This window comes from Streptomyces sp. NPDC042336 (assembly GCF_055581985.1).
Map to the genome: position 1 here is coordinate 73,963 of NZ_JBVJEA010000001.1, position 16,061 is coordinate 90,023.

Annotated in this window: 14 protein-coding genes; 12 read left to right on the forward strand and 2 right to left on the reverse strand. The window is 72.2% G+C overall.

What is annotated here, in order from left to right; genetic code table 11:
• The first annotated feature begins 36 nt into the window (after window positions 1–36).
• The 4 genes from ACZ6IM_RS00280 (at window position 37) to ACZ6IM_RS00295 (ending at window position 5,113) form a co-directional block, all read left to right on the forward strand.
• Window positions 37–1,269: an acyltransferase family protein gene (locus tag ACZ6IM_RS00280; RefSeq protein WP_469553436.1), complete on the forward strand. Its 1,233-nt coding sequence runs from the start codon at window positions 37–39 to the stop codon at window positions 1,267–1,269.
• Between the two features lie 81 nt (window positions 1,270–1,350).
• Complete coding sequence (locus ACZ6IM_RS00285) at window positions 1,351–2,310, forward strand: hypothetical protein (protein WP_469553439.1); 960 nt, start codon at window positions 1,351–1,353, stop codon at window positions 2,308–2,310.
• 132 nt (window positions 2,311–2,442) lie between these two features.
• Window positions 2,443–3,831: a nitrate/nitrite transporter gene (locus ACZ6IM_RS00290; RefSeq protein WP_052841729.1), complete on the forward strand. Its 1,389-nt coding sequence runs from the start codon at window positions 2,443–2,445 to the stop codon at window positions 3,829–3,831.
• A gap of 103 nt (window positions 3,832–3,934) precedes the next feature.
• Window positions 3,935–5,113 carry a uroporphyrinogen-III synthase gene (locus ACZ6IM_RS00295; RefSeq protein WP_052841728.1) on the forward strand — a complete coding sequence of 393 codons (1,179 nt, stop codon included), beginning with the start codon at window positions 3,935–3,937 and terminating at the stop codon, window positions 5,111–5,113.
• Between the two features lie 323 nt (window positions 5,114–5,436).
• On the opposite strand, the gene ACZ6IM_RS00300 is transcribed toward ACZ6IM_RS00295, so the two are convergent.
• Complete coding sequence (locus tag ACZ6IM_RS00300; RefSeq protein WP_469553442.1) at window positions 5,437–6,000, reverse strand: anthrone oxygenase family protein; 564 nt, start codon at window positions 5,998–6,000, stop codon at window positions 5,437–5,439.
• A 216-nt stretch (window positions 6,001–6,216) separates the two neighbouring features.
• Here ACZ6IM_RS00300 and ACZ6IM_RS00305 point away from each other — a divergent pair, with 216 nt between their 5' ends.
• From ACZ6IM_RS00305 to ACZ6IM_RS00330, 6 genes are all read left to right on the forward strand, one after another.
• Window positions 6,217–6,807 carry a CGNR zinc finger domain-containing protein gene (locus ACZ6IM_RS00305; RefSeq protein ID WP_052841727.1) on the forward strand — a complete coding sequence of 197 codons (591 nt, stop codon included), beginning with the start codon at window positions 6,217–6,219 and terminating at the stop codon, window positions 6,805–6,807.
• Between the two features lie 195 nt (window positions 6,808–7,002).
• On the forward strand, window positions 7,003–7,527 hold the full coding sequence (locus tag ACZ6IM_RS00310; protein ID WP_007450155.1) for a sigma-70 family RNA polymerase sigma factor: 525 nt from the start codon (window positions 7,003–7,005) through the stop codon (window positions 7,525–7,527).
• Between the two features lie 59 nt (window positions 7,528–7,586).
• Complete coding sequence (locus tag ACZ6IM_RS00315; protein ID WP_052841726.1) at window positions 7,587–8,372, forward strand: zf-HC2 domain-containing protein; 786 nt, start codon at window positions 7,587–7,589, stop codon at window positions 8,370–8,372.
• Between the two features lie 82 nt (window positions 8,373–8,454).
• Window positions 8,455–10,782 carry a HelD family protein gene (locus ACZ6IM_RS00320; RefSeq protein ID WP_052841725.1) on the forward strand — a complete coding sequence of 776 codons (2,328 nt, stop codon included), beginning with the start codon at window positions 8,455–8,457 and terminating at the stop codon, window positions 10,780–10,782.
• Window positions 10,783–11,224: 442 nt separating this feature from the next.
• The gene (locus ACZ6IM_RS00325; protein WP_052841724.1) at window positions 11,225–12,640 is read left to right on the forward strand and encodes an NAD-dependent malic enzyme; all 1,416 of its coding nucleotides are present in this window, start codon (window positions 11,225–11,227) and stop codon (window positions 12,638–12,640) included.
• 352 nt (window positions 12,641–12,992) lie between these two features.
• Window positions 12,993–13,274 carry an HU family DNA-binding protein gene (locus tag ACZ6IM_RS00330; protein ID WP_004987462.1) on the forward strand — a complete coding sequence of 94 codons (282 nt, stop codon included), beginning with the start codon at window positions 12,993–12,995 and terminating at the stop codon, window positions 13,272–13,274.
• A 187-nt stretch (window positions 13,275–13,461) separates the two neighbouring features.
• Here ACZ6IM_RS00330 and murA read toward each other — a convergent pair whose 3' ends face one another.
• Complete coding sequence (gene murA / locus ACZ6IM_RS00335) at window positions 13,462–14,808, reverse strand: UDP-N-acetylglucosamine 1-carboxyvinyltransferase (RefSeq protein ID WP_052841723.1); 1,347 nt, start codon at window positions 14,806–14,808, stop codon at window positions 13,462–13,464.
• A 233-nt stretch (window positions 14,809–15,041) separates the two neighbouring features.
• On the opposite strand from murA, the gene ACZ6IM_RS00340 reads away from it, so the two are divergent.
• Both ACZ6IM_RS00340 and ACZ6IM_RS00345 read left to right on the forward strand, forming a co-directional pair.
• Window positions 15,042–15,614: a YqgE/AlgH family protein gene (locus tag ACZ6IM_RS00340; protein ID WP_042826249.1), complete on the forward strand. Its 573-nt coding sequence runs from the start codon at window positions 15,042–15,044 to the stop codon at window positions 15,612–15,614.
• Between the two features lie 30 nt (window positions 15,615–15,644).
• Complete coding sequence (locus ACZ6IM_RS00345) at window positions 15,645–15,929, forward strand: DUF3039 domain-containing protein (RefSeq protein WP_030402030.1); 285 nt, start codon at window positions 15,645–15,647, stop codon at window positions 15,927–15,929.
• Window positions 15,930–16,061: the final 132 nt, after the last annotated feature.

A 16,061-nucleotide genomic window follows, 5' to 3' on the forward strand; every position in this document is an offset into this window, starting at 1 on the left:
CCGCCCCTGCCTGGTCCGACCCGGAGCGACCCGCACATGACCGCACCGCCCCTCCACCCGCCCGTGGGCACGGACGCCGCCGTACCGGTGGTGCCCCAGCAGAAGCAGGCCCGGCGCGCTCCCGTGCGCGACCGGTACTTCGACCTGCTGCGGGCGGTGGCCCTCTTCCGCGTGGTCCTGTACCACCTGATGGGCTGGGCCTGGCTGCCGGTGGTGTTCCCGTCCATGGGCGTGATGTTCGCCCTCGCGGGCAACCTGATGGCCCGTTCCCTCAAGCGGCCGGCCGTCCAGGTCGTCCGCAGCCGCATGCGCCGCCTGCTGCCTCCGCTGTGGCTGCTGGGCGCCGTGGGCGTGACCGGCATGGTGCTGCAGGGCTGGGGACCGGGCGACGACGGGCATCCGGGCTGGTGGTGGTTCCACCTCCTCTACTGGGTGCTGCCGCTGAGCGACCCGCCGTTCGCCGAGGGGCTGCCGGGTGTCCACGGCATCCTGGGCGAGGACTGGGCCGCGGAACTCGCCGGGCCCCTGTGGTACATCCGCGCCTACCTCTGGTACGTCCTGCTCTCCCCGGTCCTGCTGCGTGCCCTGCGGGCCCTGCCGTGGCTGACGATCCTCGCGCCGCTCGCGCTGTCGGCCGCCTTCCAGTTCGGCTACCTCAACCTGCCGGGCGAGCGCTTCCCGTCGGCGCTCACCGACTTCAGCACGTTCGGGGCCTGCTGGGTCCTCGGCATGGCCCACCAGGAAGGCGTCCTGAAACGGCTGCCGCGCTACGTCGTGCCCTCGGTGGCCCCGGTGATCGCCGCACTGGGCCTGTGGTACGCCTTCCGGGAGGGCTTCAAGACCGGGTACGACCTGGACTCCATCCCGTTCGCACAGGCCGTCTGGTCCTTCGCCACGGTGCTGCTGCTCCTGCACGTGAGCCCGTCGTGGACGCAGTGGCCGCGCCGACTGCGCCGCTGGGACCGGCTGATCACCCTGCTCAACTCCCGCGCGGTGACGATCTACCTGTGGCACAACGTCTGCATCCTCGTCGCGGCGACGCTGTGGGACCGGCTGTGGGGCTTCGACGTCCTGGGGGAGCAGGTCCCGTGGCTGCTGGAGAGCCCCTGGCCGGTCCTGGTCATCGCCTGGCTGCTGATCGGGAGCTGCGTCGTCTGGTTCGGCTGGATGGAGGACGTGGCCGCCAAACGCAGGCCCCAGCTGTGGCCGGACGGCGGCAAGCGCCCGGCACCGAAGCGGCCCGGGGCCCGTGCCGCGCACCGGGGCTGACGGCTGTCGGCCCTCCGTGCGAGACTGCCTCGGTTGCGGGAGTGAACAGGGTGGCGTGAGCCGGTCAGGGGGAGCAGCGGGATGAGCAAGCGGCAGACGCAGAAGATGCTGCAGTTGATGGCGAGCGGGGAGGCGGTCCAGCTCACCAGCCGGATGTCGTCCGTGAAGAAGCTCGCCAAGCTCGCCTTCGTCGCCCAGCAGTTCGGGTACGAGTACGCCGACGTGCGCCAGAGCGGCGGGAACAACGCCGCGCTCACCATGCTGCTGGTCCCCGACCCCAGCCCGCAGGCCCGCACCCGGGCCGCGCAGAACTGGGCGCAGTACCCGAACGCCGGTGACGGGGTCTCGCTGCCGCCGCTCGTGCCGGACGCCTTCGAACTCCTCAAGGCCCGGATCAACTTCGACCTCACCGGCAAGAACGCCCAGAAGGGGATGGGCTACGGCGCGCTCGGCGGCACCGTCGCGTGTGTCGTCCTCGCCTACCGCGAGGGCGGTTCCTCCGACGACTTCGTCCTGTCCGGGATCATCTGGCTGTTCCTCATGGCGGTCCTGGGCATCGGCTTCCTCGTCACCCGCAAGCGCAACGCCAAGTTCGCGGCCCGGCTCCAGGCCGCCGGGTTCGTGCCGATGGCCGACGAGGCGGGACGGGTGCGGTACCTGCCGCCCGGCGGGCAGCTGCCGGGGCACGGGAACCCGTTCGGCGCCGCGCCCGGCGGCTACGGGCAGCCGGCCCCCGGCCAGTACGCTCCCCAGCCGCCGCAGCAGCAGCCGTACGGCGGACCGCCGCAGGCCCAGCAGCCGTACGCGCCCCCGCAGCCGTACGCACCGCAGCAGGCTCAGCAGCCCTACCCGCCGCAGCAGCCCCCGCAGCCGTACGGCCGGCCGCAGCAGCAGCCGTACGGCCAGCAGCCACCGCAGCAGCCGTACGGCCAGCAGCCACCGCAGCAGCCGTACGCGCCGCAGCAGGCTCAGCAGCCCTACCCGCCGCAGGCGTACCCGCAGCAGAACCCGCACTGGCAGCCCCGGCCCCCGCAGGGCTGACCGCGACCTCTCACCGCGCACCCGCGCCGGGTGAGAGCAACGTTCCCTTCCGGTCATCCACAGCCCCACCGGCCCGAAACGCGTCCTGCCTAGCGTCGGTGCAACCGAGCTGTGGAGCACCGTGGAGGCGTGATGACAGTCCCTGGCGGACGCTGGATCGAGTACTGGGATCCCGAGGACGAGACCTTTTGGAAGGAGACGGGGGAGCGGACCGCCCGGCGGAACCTGTTCTTCTCCGTCCTGTCCGAGCACATCGGGTTCTCCGTCTGGACGATGTGGTCCGTGCTGGTGCTCTTCATGGGCCCGGAGTACGGGCTGACACCGGCCGACAAGTTCCTGCTGACGTCCGTGGTGACGCTCGTCGGGGCCGTCGTGCGGGTGCCGTACACCTTCGCCGTCGCCGTCTTCGGCGGACGGAACTGGACGATCGTCTCCGCCGGGCTGCTGCTCGTGCCGACCGTCGCGGCCTTCGCCGTCATGGAGCCGGGGACGTCCTTCTCGACCTTCCTCCTGGTCGGGATGCTGGCCGGCATCGGCGGCGGCAACTTCGCCTCCTCCATGACCAACATCAACGCCTTCTTCCCGCTGCGGCAGAAGGGCTGGGCGCTCGGTCTCAACGCCGGGGGCGGCAACATCGGCGTGCCCGTCATCCAGCTGGCCGCGCTCGCGGTCATCGGTGCGAGCGGCGGGCCGCGGGTGCTGCTCGGCATCTACATCCCGCTGATCCTGGTGGCCGCCGTCCTCGCCGCGTGCTTCATGGACAACCTCGCCTCCGTGAAGAACGACACCGGGGCCGCCAAGGACGCGGCACGGGACGCCCACACCTGGATCATGTCCGTGCTGTACGTCGGCACGTTCGGCTCGTTCATCGGCTACAGCTTCGCCTTCGGGCAGGTGCTCCAGAGCCAGTTCGGGCGGACCCCGCTCCAGGCGGCGTACCTGACCTTCATCGGTCCGCTGCTCGGCTCCCTGATCCGCCCGCTGGGCGGCAGGCTCGCCGACCGGTACGGCGGCGCGCGGATCACCCTGTGGAACTTCGTCGCCATGGCCGTCGCCACCGCCGGGCTCGTCGCGGCCGGCATGGCGGAGTCCCTCGGGCTGTTCGTGGCGGTGTTCGTGGTGCTGTTCGTGCTCAGCGGGCTGGGCAACGGCTCGACGTTCAAGATGATCCCCGGGATCTTCCAGAACAAGGCGCTGGGCAAGGGACTGCGGGGGGAGGCCGCGGTGGCGTACGGGCGGCGGCTCTCCGGAGCCTCCATGGGGCTGATCGGCGCGGTGGGCGCGCTCGGCGGCGTCGCCATCAACCTCGCCTTCCGGCAGTCCTTCCTCTCCTTCGGCACGGGCACCGGCGCCTTCCTCGCCTTCCTCGCCTTCTACGCCGTGTGTCTCGTCCTCACCTGGGCGGTATACCTTCGCCGGCCGGCCGTGCGGACGCCGGACGCCCCGGCCGGCCCGGTGGACGTGGCCGACACGGCCGGCAGGGAGCGGGCGGAGGCCGGGCTCAGCCGCGCCGAGGTGTGACGTAACACTGGTGACATGAGGCGGAACCGAGCCTGTCACGCACGGTTGACAGGCTCGGTCGCCACGTGACTGTGGACGTGAACGGATCGGAGCGCGGCGAGCGATGGACGACGTAAGCGAGGTGGGCGGCGTGGGCGACGCACCGCAGCGAACCGGCCACGGTCCGCTGGCCGGTTTCACCGTGGGCGTGACCGCCGCCCGCCGGGCCGACGAACTGGGCGCGCTGCTGCAGCGGCGCGGCGCCACCGTCCTGCACGCACCGGCGCTGCGGATCGTGCCGCTGGCCGACGACGGCGAGCTGATGGCCGCGACCAAGCGCATCGTCGACCAGGCGCCGGACGTCGTCGTCGCCACCACCGCCATCGGGTTCCGGGGCTGGGTCGAGGCCGCCGACGGCTGGGGGCTCGGCGAGACCCTGCTGGAACGGCTGCGCACGGTGGAGCTGCTGGCGCGCGGGCCCAAGGTCAAGGGGGCGGTACGGGCCGCGGGGCTGACGGAGCGGTGGTCGCCCGCCTCGGAGTCCATGGCCGAGGTCCTGGACCGGCTCCTGGAAGAGGGCGTCGAGGGCCGCCGGATCGCCGTGCAACTGCACGGGGAACCGCTGCCGGGGTTCGTGGAGGCACTGCGGGAGGGCGGCGCCGAGGTGGTGGGCGTGCCCGTGTACCGGTGGCTGCCGCCGGAGGACCTCGGCCCCGTGGACCGGCTGCTGGACGCCGCCGTGTCGCGGGGCGTGGACGCCGTGACCTTCACCAGCGCGCCCGCCGCGGCCTCCCTGCTGGGCCGGGCCGAGGAGCGGGGCCTGCTGCCGGAGCTGCTCACCGCGTTCGGCCACGACGTGCTGCCCGCCTGCGTCGGCCCGGTCACCGCGGTGCCGCTCCAGACGCACGGCGTCGACACGGTCCAGCCCGAGCGCTTCCGGCTCGGGCCCCTCGTCCAGCTGCTGTGCCAGGAACTGCCGGCCCGGGCCCGTGCCCTGCCGGTCGCCGGGCACCGGCTGGAGATCCGCGGACACGCGGTGCTCGTCGACGGGGAGCTGCGTGCCGTACCGCCGGCCGGCATGTCCCTGCTGCGCACGCTCGCCCGGCGGCCCGGCTGGGTCGTGCCCCGCGCGGAGCTGTTGCGTGCCCTGCCGGGCACCGGCCGCGACGAACACGCCGTCGAGACGGCCATGGCCCGCCTGCGGACGTCCGTCGGCACCCCGAAGCTGATCCAGACGGTGGTGAAACGCGGCTACCGCCTCGCCCTGGACCCGGCCACGGACGCCAAGTACACGACCGACTGACCCCGGCCCCCCGGCCGCCACCACTCACCGCCCGCCCCGGGTGGTCCCGGCGTTGTGTGTCTCGATGCTCCGTGTCGGGTCGCAGGGGCCCCGGCTTTGTGTGCCGCGGGGGCCCTGTCGGGTCGTGGGGCGCGTCGGTCGGCCGTGGGCGGCCCGGGTGCCGTGGTGTTCGTCGGGGTCGCCGGGTGGTCCCCGGCCGCCGCTGTCGGTGGCCGTGCTGTGGGGACCCCGGGGCGGCCCGTCCCGCTTGCCGTGTGCCGGGGCGCGGGTGGCGGACGTCCATGGGCCGGGGGCGTGCGGGTGGGATTCCCGGCGTCGGACGGTCAGTGCCGCGTCTGGTGCGGCGTCCCGTACGACGCCGTGGGCCGCACCGGCGTGCGGGGCGCCGACCGCGTCCGCCGCCGTCCCCGGGTCGTCAGGCCCGCGGCGAGGCAGGCCGTCGCCAGCGTCGACAGCACGGCACGTACGACGTTCCAGGCCACCCACGGGTCCTCGAACCGCTCACGCAGCGCCGCCGGGTCGCCGGAGCGGGCCAGGGCGTCGTTGAGGGGGACGTTGGCGCCCACGGTGACCAGGAAGGCGAGCGTGTACGCCGCCGCGCCCGCCCAGACCCACCAGCGGCCCGGAGTCCGGCGCGACTGCCACCCCGCCAGGCCCGCGAGGGCGAGCGCGCCCATGAAGACCAGCAGGAACACCGGGTTCTGGATCACGTCGTTGATGTCGCGCATCACGTCGACGTAGACCCTGTCCTCGCTGCGCGCCAGCGCCGGCATCACGGCGCAGGCGAACACGTAGAAGGTCCCGGCCAGCAGGCCCGCGGCGACCGTGGCCGCGACCAGTACTCCACCGGCGGTGCGGGACCGCCGTTCCCCGTTGATGTCTGTCATGCGTCCAGTCAACGGGCCCCACGGCACGCCGCACATGGCCCGGGCGCGCGGGCGCATGCGCAAGCGTCCACGCGGGAGCGGTGCGAGGGGTTCCGGGCGCGGGAGCGGGCAGGCACTGTAGAGGGGAGCGGTCCGCAGACGGTCCGCCCCGCGGTCTCCCTGCTCCCCTTTCCGGGCCCGTGCCTCCGCGGGCAAGCCCTAGGCGGTGACAGGAACATGGCACTGGGTACGGCCACCGACCCGTACGAGATGCGCTTCGACACCGGGCGAATCTGTCTGGACCTCATCGCCACCACCCACCCCGCGGAACGCCTCGACTCCCTGGACGCGCTGCGCGCCTGGATCACCGGTTCCGGACTCGTCCCGCCCGGCACCCCGCTGACCCACGCCGACCCCTCCTGGCTGACCGGCTTCCGCGAACTGCGCTGCGAGACCGCGCGGTTGGTGCGCGGCCGGCCGGCACCCCGCACCCGCCCCTACGAACTCGCCCTCGCCCGCGTCAACGAACTCGCCCTCGCCGCACCGCCCGCACCCCGCGCCGTGCCCGGCGAGGACGGCGCACTGGTGCGGGAGCTGACCGGGCCGCCGGGCCGCGCCGCGCTGCTGGGCGCCCTCGCCCGGGACACCGTGGAACTGCTCACCGACCCCGTCGCGCGGGCGAGCCTCAGACAGTGCGCGGGCGACAACTGCCCCATCGTGTACGTGGACACCTCCCGAGGCCGCCGCCGGCGCTGGTGCTCCAGCGAGATCTGCGGCAACCGCGAACGCGTGGCCCGGCACCGCCGCCGCGCCGCCCTCGCCCGGTAAGTGCCCGTAGATTCCCTCGCGCCCCCTTCGTCACGCCGCCTCCGGGAAATCTTTCATCTCGTTTTGAACACGCGGCACTTCGCGCCCGTACCGGATGGGCGAGCGACCGACTGGGGGATCCCCCGGACACCGGAGGTGGGCGTGCGCAAGGATTCCGTCGTGGCCAATGAACGTGGTGCGAGGGCCCGACATCGCATGTCACAGTCGTCCTCGGAACCCGACGAGGAGCTGATGCGCGCGCTGTACCGCGAGCACGCCGGCCCCTTGCTGGCCTACGTGCTGCGGCTGGTCGCGGGGGACCGCCAGCGCGCCGAGGACGTCGTCCAGGAGACGCTCATCCGTGCCTGGAAGAACGCCGGTCAGCTCAACCGTGCGACCGGATCGGTACGCCCCTGGCTGGTGACGGTCGCGCGTCGCATCGTCATCGACGGCCACCGCAGCCGGCAGGCCCGGCCGCAGGAGGTCGATCCGTCGCCGCTGGAGGTCATCCCCGCGGAGGACGAGATCGACAAGGCGCTGTGGCTGATGACGCTGTCGGACGCGCTCGACGACCTGACCCCGGCCCACCGGGAGGTCCTCGTCGAGACGTACTTCAAGGGGCGTACCGTCAATGAGGCGGCGCAGACACTGGGCATACCCAGCGGCACCGTTCGCTCCCGGGTGTTCTACGCCCTGCGTTCGATGAAGCTGGCACTGGAGGAGCGGGGGGTGACGGCGTGATGAGCGGGTACGGGGGAGTTCAGGGATTCGGCGCGGGGGATACGGGTAATTCTGTCCCCATGCAGGGATCACCGGCGCCGAACGAGCACGAGACCGTCGGCGCCTACGCCCTCGGGATCCTCGACGACGCCGAGGCGACGGCCTTCGAGGCCCACCTCGCCACCTGCGAGTGGTGCGCCCAGCAGCTCGACGAGCTGGCGGGCATGGAGCCGATGATGGCGGCGCTCGCCGACCTGCCGGGCACCGGTACGCCCGCGATCGCCGAGTCGCTCACCGCCAAGCCCGGCCCACGGCTCTCGGAGAAGCTCGTCGACGAGGTCGCCGAGCGCCGCGCGCGCAAGCGCCGCCGCAACTTCTACCTGGTGGGCACCGCGGCCGCGCTGATCATCGGCGGCCCGTTCGCCGCCGTGGCGACCACGGGCGGCGGTGGCGACGACGACGGAGGGGGCGGCCGCAAGACCGAGGCGTCGCAGCAGGCCGCGAGCCCGGCCGAGTCCGCCTTCGCCGCCATGCCGGACCGGGTCACCGCCACCGACCCGGCCACGCAGGTCAGCGCGACCGTGGCGCTGGAGAAGAAGGCCTGGGGCACCGAGACGGTCCTGGAACTGAAGAACCTCAAGGGCCCCCAGAAGTGCTCCCTGGTCGCCGTCGGCAAGAACGGCGAGCGGGAGACGCTCAGCTCCTGGACGGTCCCCGACTGGGGCTACGGCATACCCGGCGCGACGACCGAGAAGGCAAAGAAGCCGCTCTACGTGCACGGCGGCGCCGCCTTCGAACCCAATCAGATCTCCCACTTCGAGGTCATGACCTTCGACGGGAAGCGGCTGGTGGAGGTCGACGCGTAACCCGTGCTCCAGGCGCGGCGTAGCTTCCGTGGCCCCCTTCGCGTATTTTTGACGGCTGCCCAGCACGTCAGAAGGGGGCCCGGTGGCCGCACAGGCTCAACAGGATTCGGCGGTCGACTCGGAGCACGACTCCGTACCGAAGGACCCCGCGCGGGAGGACTCCGTACGGGACCGAGAGATCGACGTGGAACAGGCGCACCTCGACCGGGTGTACCGACGACTCGAGGAGAAGATCCACGAGGCGGAGTTCCTCATGCACGACGCCGCCCAGCGCGGCCACGTCGGCACACCCGGCGCCCTGGCCGAGCGCGACGCGCAGGTCTTCCGGGCCGGTATCCACCTCAACCGCCTGAACAACGAGTTCGAGGACTTCCTGTTCGGCCGGATCGACCTGCTCCTCGGCAAGGACGGCAAGAAGGGCCCGGACGGCGCGTACACGGCCGTGGAGCCCGCCGAGGGCGCCCTCCGGCCCGACGGCACCGCCGACATCGCCGAGACCCTGCACATCGGCCGCATCGGCGTCCTGGACGAGGACTACGCCCCGCTGGTCATCGACTGGCGGGCGCCCGCGGCCGCCCCCTTCTACCGGTCCACGCCGGTCGACCCGGGCCGGGTGGTGCGCCGCCGGGTGATCCGTTCCAAGGGGCGGCGCGTCCTCGGCGTCGAGGACGACCTGATGCGGCCCGAGATCACCGCCCGGCTGGACGGCGAGGAGTTGGCCGTCGTCGGCGACGGCGCCCTGATGGCCGCCCTCGGACAGGCCCGCACCCACTCCATGCGGGACATCGTGGCCTCCATCCAGGCCGAGCAGGACCAGGTGATCCGCGCCCCCGCCGCCTCCGTGACCTACGTCGAGGGCGGTCCCGGCACCGGCAAGACCGCGGTCGCCCTGCACCGGGCGGCGTACCTGCTCTACCAGGACCGGCGCCGGTACGCGGGCGGCATCCTGATCGTCTCGCCGACGCCGCTGCTCGTGGCGTACACGGAGGGCGTGCTGCCCTCCCTCGGCGAGGAGGGGCAGGTCGCCATCCGCGCGATCGGATCCCTGGTCGAGGGTGCGCAGGCCACGCTGTACGACTCCCCGGCCACCGCCCGCGCCAAGGGCTCCTCCCGCATGCTCCGGGTGCTGCGCAAGGCCGCACGCGGGGCGTTGGAACCGGCCGACTCGCCGACCTTGCTCAGGGTCGTCGCCTTCGGCCGCCGCCTCGAACTGGAGGCCGGGGAACTGGCCGGCATCCGCCGCACGGTCCTCGGCGGCACCGCCCCCGTCAACCTGCTGCGTCCCCGTGCTCGCAGGCTGCTCCTGGACGCCCTGTGGGAGAAGTCGGGCGCCGGTGCCCGGCACACCGACCCCGAGCTGGCCGCCGAGCTGCGCTCCTCCTTCGACGAGGACGTCAGCTCAGAGGACTCCTTCATCGCCTTCCTCGACGCCTGGTGGCCCGAGCTGACCCCGGGCGCCGTGCTGGCGGCCATGGCGGACGAGCGCCGCCTCGGCCGCTGGGCGCGGCGGGTGCTGAACCCGGGGGAGGTGCGCAAGGTCGCCCGTTCGCTGCGGCGCGAGGGCCGCTCCGTGCACGACATCGCCCTGCTCGACGAGCTCCAGGCGATCGTCGGCACCCCGGCCCGCCCCCGCAAGCGGCGCGAGGCGGACCCGCTGGACCAGCTCACCGGCCTGGAGGAGCTGATGCCGCAGCGCGAGGAGACCCAGTGGGAGCGCGCCGAGCGCCTCGCGCAGGAGCGCACCGAGTACGCGCACGTCATCGTCGACGAGGCGCAGGACCTCACCCCGATGCAGTGGCGGATGGTCGGCCGCCGCGGCCGGCACGCCACCTGGACGGTCGTCGGCGACCCGGCCCAGTCGTCCTGGTCCGACCCCGACGAGGCGGCCGCCGCCCGTGACGAGGCCCTGGGCACTCGCCCGCGCCGCCGTTTCGAGCTGACCGTGAACTACCGCAACCCGGCCGAGATCGCCGAGCTGGCGTCGAGGGTCCTCGCCCTCGCCATGCCCGGCTCGCCGTCCCCGTCGGCCGTGCGTTCGACCGGCGTGCAGCCGCGTTTCGCGGTGGTGCGGGACTCCCTCGCCAGGACGGTCCGCGCGGAGGCGGCCCGGCTGCTCGACCTCGTCGACGGCACCGTCGGCGTCGTGGTCGCCATGAACCGGCGCGAGGAGGCCCGGCGCTGGCTGGCCGGGCTCGGGGACCGCGTGGTGGCGCTGGGCAGCCTGGAGGCCAAGGGCCTGGAGTACGACGCCACGGTCGTCGTCTCCCCGGCCGAGATCGCCGACGAGTCGCCCGCCGGGCTGCGGGTGCTGTACGTCGCCCTGACCCGGGCCACGCAGCAGCTGACGGTCGTCTCGGGCGAGCGCGACGAGCCGGACGCCGCGGGGGTGCCGGACCTGCTGCGCGACTGAGCGCCGGGCCGGGGGACCGGCCCGCAGACGTGCGAAGGGCCCGCGCCGTCCGGCGGCGCGGGCCCTTCGTCTCGTCTCGCTGTCCCGTTCTGGTCTGAGTGGCACCGACCCGCCATGCTCGCCTCGCGGCAAGTGGTCGCTCGTAGCGACGAAGGTTGGGCCCGGGGGCTTGGATCGAGCCGGTGCCACGTCCAAGGTAACAAACGATCCCCGCAAGACAATTCCCGTCCCGCAGGTTCCTTCCGCGGCCCGGGCGTGTTCCGCCCGCCGCTTCCGGTGACCCCTTCCCCCGACGGGCTACTTCTCGTATGGTGGAAGTCGTTTTCCGAAATCGGTGCGAACAAAAAGTTCGCAATCCGGGGCGGCTACCGCGTACCCAGTGGTAGGTGCGACGATCGGACGGCACAACCCAGTTACACGGTGAAAGCAGAGGAAGTCGGCCATGGCAACGGCGCCCAGCGTCTCCTACTCGATGACGGTCCGACTGGAGGTGCCCGCGGGCGGAACCGCAGTCTCGCAGCTCACCACAGCGGTGGAGTCCGCCGGCGGCTCGGTCACCGGCCTCGACGTCACGGCCTCCGGCCACGACAAGCTCCGTATCGACGTCACCATCGCGGCCGGCTCCACCGCCCACGCCGACGAGATCGTGGAGCAGCTGCGGGGCATCGAGGGCGTCAGCCTGGGCAAGGTCTCCGACCGTACCTTCCTCATGCACCTCGGCGGCAAGATCGAGATGCAGTCCAAGCACCCCATCCGCAACCGCGACGACCTGTCCATGGTCTACACGCCCGGCGTGGCGCGCGTCTGCATGGCGATCGCAGAGAACCCCGAGGACGCCCGCCGCCTGACCATCAAGCGCAACTCCGTTGCGGTCGTGACGGACGGTTCCGCCGTGCTGGGCCTGGGCAACATCGGCCCGAAGGCCGCGCTGCCGGTGATGGAGGGCAAGGCGGCCCTGTTCAAGCGGTTCGCCGGCATCGACGCCTGGCCGATCTGCCTGGACACCCAGGACACCGACGCGATCGTCGAGATCGTCAAGGCCATCGCCCCGGGCTTCGCCGGCATCAACCTCGAGGACATCTCCGCGCCCCGCTGCTTCGAGATCGAGGCCCGGCTGCGCGAGGCCCTCGACATCCCCGTCTTCCACGACGACCAGCACGGCACCGCCATCGTCGTGCTCGCCGCGCTGACCAACGCGCTGCGCGTGGTGGACAAGCCGATCGAGAACGTACGGGTCGTCATGTCCGGCGCCGGCGCCGCCGGTACGGCCATCCTCAAGCTGCTGCTCGCCGCCGGGGTCAAGAACGCCGTGGTCGCCGACATCCACGGCGTCGTACACACGGGCCGCGCGGACCTGGTGGACGCCGCGCCCGAGTCCGCCCTGCGCTGGATCGCCGACAACACCAACCCGGAGGGCCTCACCGGCACCCTCAAGGAGGCCGTGCACGGCGCCGACGTCTTCATCGGCGTCTCCGCCCCCAACGTCCTGGACGGCGCGGACGTGGCCGCCATGGCGGACGGTGCGATCGTGTTCGCGCTCGCGAACCCCGATCCGGAGGTCGACCCGGCGGTCGCCCGCCAGACGGCCGCGGTCGTCGCCACCGGCCGCAGCGACTTCCCGAACCAGATCAACAACGTGCTGGTCTTCCCCGGTGTCTTCCGCGGCCTGCTCGACGCCCAGTCGCGCACCGTCAACACCGAGATGATGCTCGCCGCCGCGCACGCTCTCGCGGACGTGGTGACCGAGGACGAGATCAACCCGAACTACATCATTCCCAGCGTCTTCAACGACAAGGTCGCCGGTGCCGTCGCGGGCGCCGTGCGGGAGGCGGCGAAGGCCGCCGGAGTGGTGGCGTAGGTTCCCCCGGCCGGGGAAGGCGGTCCGTGGCGTGGTGGTGAGGATCACCACGGCGGGCCGCCCCTCCGGCGCGTCGCGGGATGTCGGGCCTCGGATCGCCCTCTAGGGTTGCGCAAGGCTCAGGCCCTCTCGGCGTGTGACTCCCAAGGGTGTTCTCACGACTCCTGGGGGTGCCGGATTGGCTTTACCGCCGCAGGTGGAGGCAGGATGCCTCCCTGGGCGCGAGGGTCTGACGACCGACCCGGGTCCGGGGAATGTCAGAGGGCCCTGGCAGCATCGGCATCGCTGTGCCCAACATGCGGCTCCGCCGCGTGGCACGCCTCAACGGCAAGAAGAACACGGGAGTAACAACATGAACCGCAGTGAGCTGGTGGCCGCGCTGGCCGACCGCGCCGAGGTGACTCGCAAGGACGCCGACGCCGTGCTGGCCGCGTTCGCCGAGGTTGTCGGCGACATCGTCTCCAAGGGCGACGAGAAGGTCACCGTCCCCGGCTTCCTGACCTTCGAGCGCACCCACCGTGCCGCTCGCACCGCCCGCAACCCGCAGACCGGCGAGCCGATCCAGATCCCGGCCGGCTACAGCGTCAAGGTCTCCGCGGGTTCCAAGCTCAAGGAAGCCGCCAAGGGTAAGTAAGCGCTCCGCTCGGAGTGCCGGGGACTGTGCGGGGCGTTCGTCCGGGCTGTGGTCGTTTCGCGGCCGCGGGCCGGGTGTGGCCGGTCGCGCAGTTCCCCGCGCCCCTTCCGGGGGCGCACCACCCAACGCCGATGGGGCGGTCACCCGAGTCGGGGTGACCGCCCCATCGGCGTGTCCGCGGGAGGCGTCAGCCCAGGGCCTTGCCCGGGAGTTCCACCTTCGCGCCGAGCTCGACGAGCTTGTCCATGAAGTTCTCGTAGCCGCGGTTGATCAGGTCGATGCCGTGGACCCGGGAGGTGCCCTGGGCCGCGAGGGCGGCGATCAGGTACGAGAAGCCGCCGCGCAGGTCGGGGATGACCAGGTCGGCGCCCTCCAGCTTGGTCGGTCCGGAGACGACGGCCGAGTGCAGGAAGTTGCGCTGGCCGAAGCGGCAGTCGGAGCCGCCGAGGCACTCGCGGTAGAGCTGGATGTGGGCGCCCATCTGGTTGAGCGCGGAGGTGAAGCCCAGCCGGGACTCGTAGACCGTCTCGTGGACGATGGACAGGCCCGTGGCCTGCGTCAGGGCGACCACCAGGGGCTGCTGCCAGTCCGTCTGGAAGCCGGGGTGCACGTCCGTCTCCAGGGCGATGGACTTCAGCCGGCCGCCCGGGTGCCAGAAGCGGATGCCCTCGTCGTCGATCTCGAAGGCGCCGCCCACCTTCCGGAAGGTGTTCAGGAACGTCATCATCGAGCGCTGCTGGGCGCCGCGGACATAGACGTTGCCCTCGGTGGCCAGCGCCGCGGAGGCCCAGGAGGCCGCCTCCAGGCGGTCCGAGAGGGCACGGTGGGTGTAGCCGCCCAGCTCGTCCACACCGGTGACGCGGATGGTGCGGTCGGTGTCCATGGCGATGATCGCGCCCATTTTCTGCAGGACGCAGATCAGGTCCTCGATCTCCGGCTCCACGGCCGCGTTGGACAGCTCCGTGACGCCCTCGGCGAGCACCGCCGTCAGCAGCACCTGCTCGGTCGCGCCGACGGACGGGTACGGCAGCCGGATCTTGGTGCCGCGCAGCCGCTGCGGAGCCTCCAGGTACTGGCCGTCCGCCCGCTTCTCGATCTTCGCGCCGAACTGGCGCAGCACCTCGAAGTGGAAGTCGATGGGCCGGCCGCCGATGTCGCAGCCGCCCAGACCCGGGATGAAGGCGTGCCCGAGGCGGTGCAGCAGCGGGCCGCAGAACAGGATGGGAATGCGCGACGAACCCGCGTGGGCATCGATGTCGGCGACGTTCGCGCTCTCCACGTGGGAGGGGTCGAGGACCAGCTCGCCGGGCTCCTCACCCGGGCGGACGGTCACCCCGTGCAGTTGCAGCAGTCCGCGTACGACCCGCACGTCGCGGATGTCCGGCACGTTGCGCAGCCGGCTCGGCGCGCTGCCCAGCAGGGCGGCCACCATCGCCTTCGGCACGAGGTTCTTCGCACCGCGGACCCGGATCTCGCCCTCCAGCGGGGTTCCGCCGTGGACAAGCAGTACGTCATCAGCGCCGTTGACGGTCATGAATCTCGCGTTCCGTGGGGTTGGGCAGGGGCCAGAAGGGAAAGGGTAATCGTCTTGTACCCCCCTTCCATGCGCCTGCGCACGGTCCGGCAACGTCATGGATTTGTCACAACACGCGGTGTTCACCGGCGCGCACGGGGGGTCACGATCGGGGGACGTGCGCGGGTGCGTGTTCACTCCCGTGCCTCCGATTGCCTCCCCACGGGAGGGGAACATGCGGGATCATGTCTGGCATGACCGAGGTGTCCTCGCTCACGGGGCGGCTGCTCGTGGCAACGCCCGCCCTGGCGGACCCGAACTTCGAGCGTGCGGTGGTGCTCCTCCTCGACCACGACGAGGAGGGCTCCCTCGGTGTCGTCCTCAACCGTCCCACGCCGGTCGACGTGGGCGACATCCTGGAGGACTGGGCGGACCTGGCCGGCGAGCCGGGCGTCGTCTTCCAGGGCGGCCCGGTGTCGCTGGACTCGGCCCTCGGGGTCGCCGTCGTCCCCGGCGGGGCGTCCGGCGAGCGGGCGCCGCTGGGCTGGCGGCGGGTGCACGGTGCGATCGGCCTGGTGGACCTGGAGGCACCGCCGGAGCTGCTGGCGTCCGCCGTGGGCGCCCTGCGGATCTTCGCCGGGTACGCGGGCTGGGGGCCCGGCCAGCTGGAGGACGAGCTGACCGAGGGCGCCTGGTACGTGGTCGAGTCCGAGCCCGGCGACGTGTCCTCGCCGTTCCCGGAGAGACTCTGGCGCGAGGTGCTGCGCCGCCAGCGGGGCGACCTGGCGATGGTGGCGACGTATCCGGACGACCCTTCGCTCAACTGAAGCGTGTGAGCTTCAGTACCCTTGGCGGTTATGAGCACTCTCGAGCCCGAGCGCGGGACAGGTACGGGAACCCTCGTCGAGCCGACGCCGCAGACGTCCCACGGCGACGGCGATCACGAGCGCTTCGCGCATTACGTCCAGAAGGACAAGATCATGGCGAGTGCCCTCGACGGCACCCCCGTCGTGGCGCTGTGCGGCAAGGTCTGGGTACCGGGCCGCGATCCCAAGAAGTATCCCGTCTGCCCCATGTGCAAGGAGATCTACGAATCCATGAGCGGCGGCGGGGACGAGGGCAAGGGCGGCGACAAGAAGTAGGCGCCGGAGAGTAGCGCCCCTGCCCGTACGGTCCTTTCAGACCTCCCCGAAGGCCCCCGGAGTGTGCCCGCGCGCACTCCGGGGGCCTTCGTGCGTCAGGACTGATCAACAAAGAGGTTTACGAATTGGTTC

What these genes read in the sequence shown, in the direction of transcription:
- ACZ6IM_RS00280 (WP_469553436.1), top strand. Translation starts at nt 37, where the DNA reads ATGACCGCACCGCCCCTCCACCCGCCCGTGGGCACGGACGCCGCCGTA.
- ACZ6IM_RS00285 (WP_469553439.1), top strand. Translation starts at nt 1,351, where the DNA reads ATGAGCAAGCGGCAGACGCAGAAGATGCTGCAGTTGATGGCGAGCGGG.
- ACZ6IM_RS00290 (WP_052841729.1), top strand. Translation starts at nt 2,443, where the DNA reads ATGACAGTCCCTGGCGGACGCTGGATCGAGTACTGGGATCCCGAGGAC.
- ACZ6IM_RS00295 (WP_052841728.1), top strand. Translation starts at nt 3,935, where the DNA reads ATGGACGACGTAAGCGAGGTGGGCGGCGTGGGCGACGCACCGCAGCGA.
- ACZ6IM_RS00300 (WP_469553442.1), bottom strand. Translation starts at nt 6,000, where the DNA reads ATGACAGACATCAACGGGGAACGGCGGTCCCGCACCGCCGGTGGAGTA.
- ACZ6IM_RS00305 (WP_052841727.1), top strand. Translation starts at nt 6,217, where the DNA reads ATGGCACTGGGTACGGCCACCGACCCGTACGAGATGCGCTTCGACACC.
- ACZ6IM_RS00310 (WP_007450155.1), top strand. Translation starts at nt 7,003, where the DNA reads ATGTCACAGTCGTCCTCGGAACCCGACGAGGAGCTGATGCGCGCGCTG.
- ACZ6IM_RS00315 (WP_052841726.1), top strand. Translation starts at nt 7,587, where the DNA reads ATGCAGGGATCACCGGCGCCGAACGAGCACGAGACCGTCGGCGCCTAC.
- ACZ6IM_RS00325 (WP_052841724.1), top strand. Translation starts at nt 11,225, where the DNA reads ATGGCAACGGCGCCCAGCGTCTCCTACTCGATGACGGTCCGACTGGAG.
- ACZ6IM_RS00330 (WP_004987462.1), top strand. Translation starts at nt 12,993, where the DNA reads ATGAACCGCAGTGAGCTGGTGGCCGCGCTGGCCGACCGCGCCGAGGTG.
- murA (WP_052841723.1), bottom strand. Translation starts at nt 14,808, where the DNA reads ATGACCGTCAACGGCGCTGATGACGTACTGCTTGTCCACGGCGGAACC.
- ACZ6IM_RS00340 (WP_042826249.1), top strand. Translation starts at nt 15,042, where the DNA reads ATGACCGAGGTGTCCTCGCTCACGGGGCGGCTGCTCGTGGCAACGCCC.
- ACZ6IM_RS00345 (WP_030402030.1), top strand. Translation starts at nt 15,645, where the DNA reads ATGAGCACTCTCGAGCCCGAGCGCGGGACAGGTACGGGAACCCTCGTC.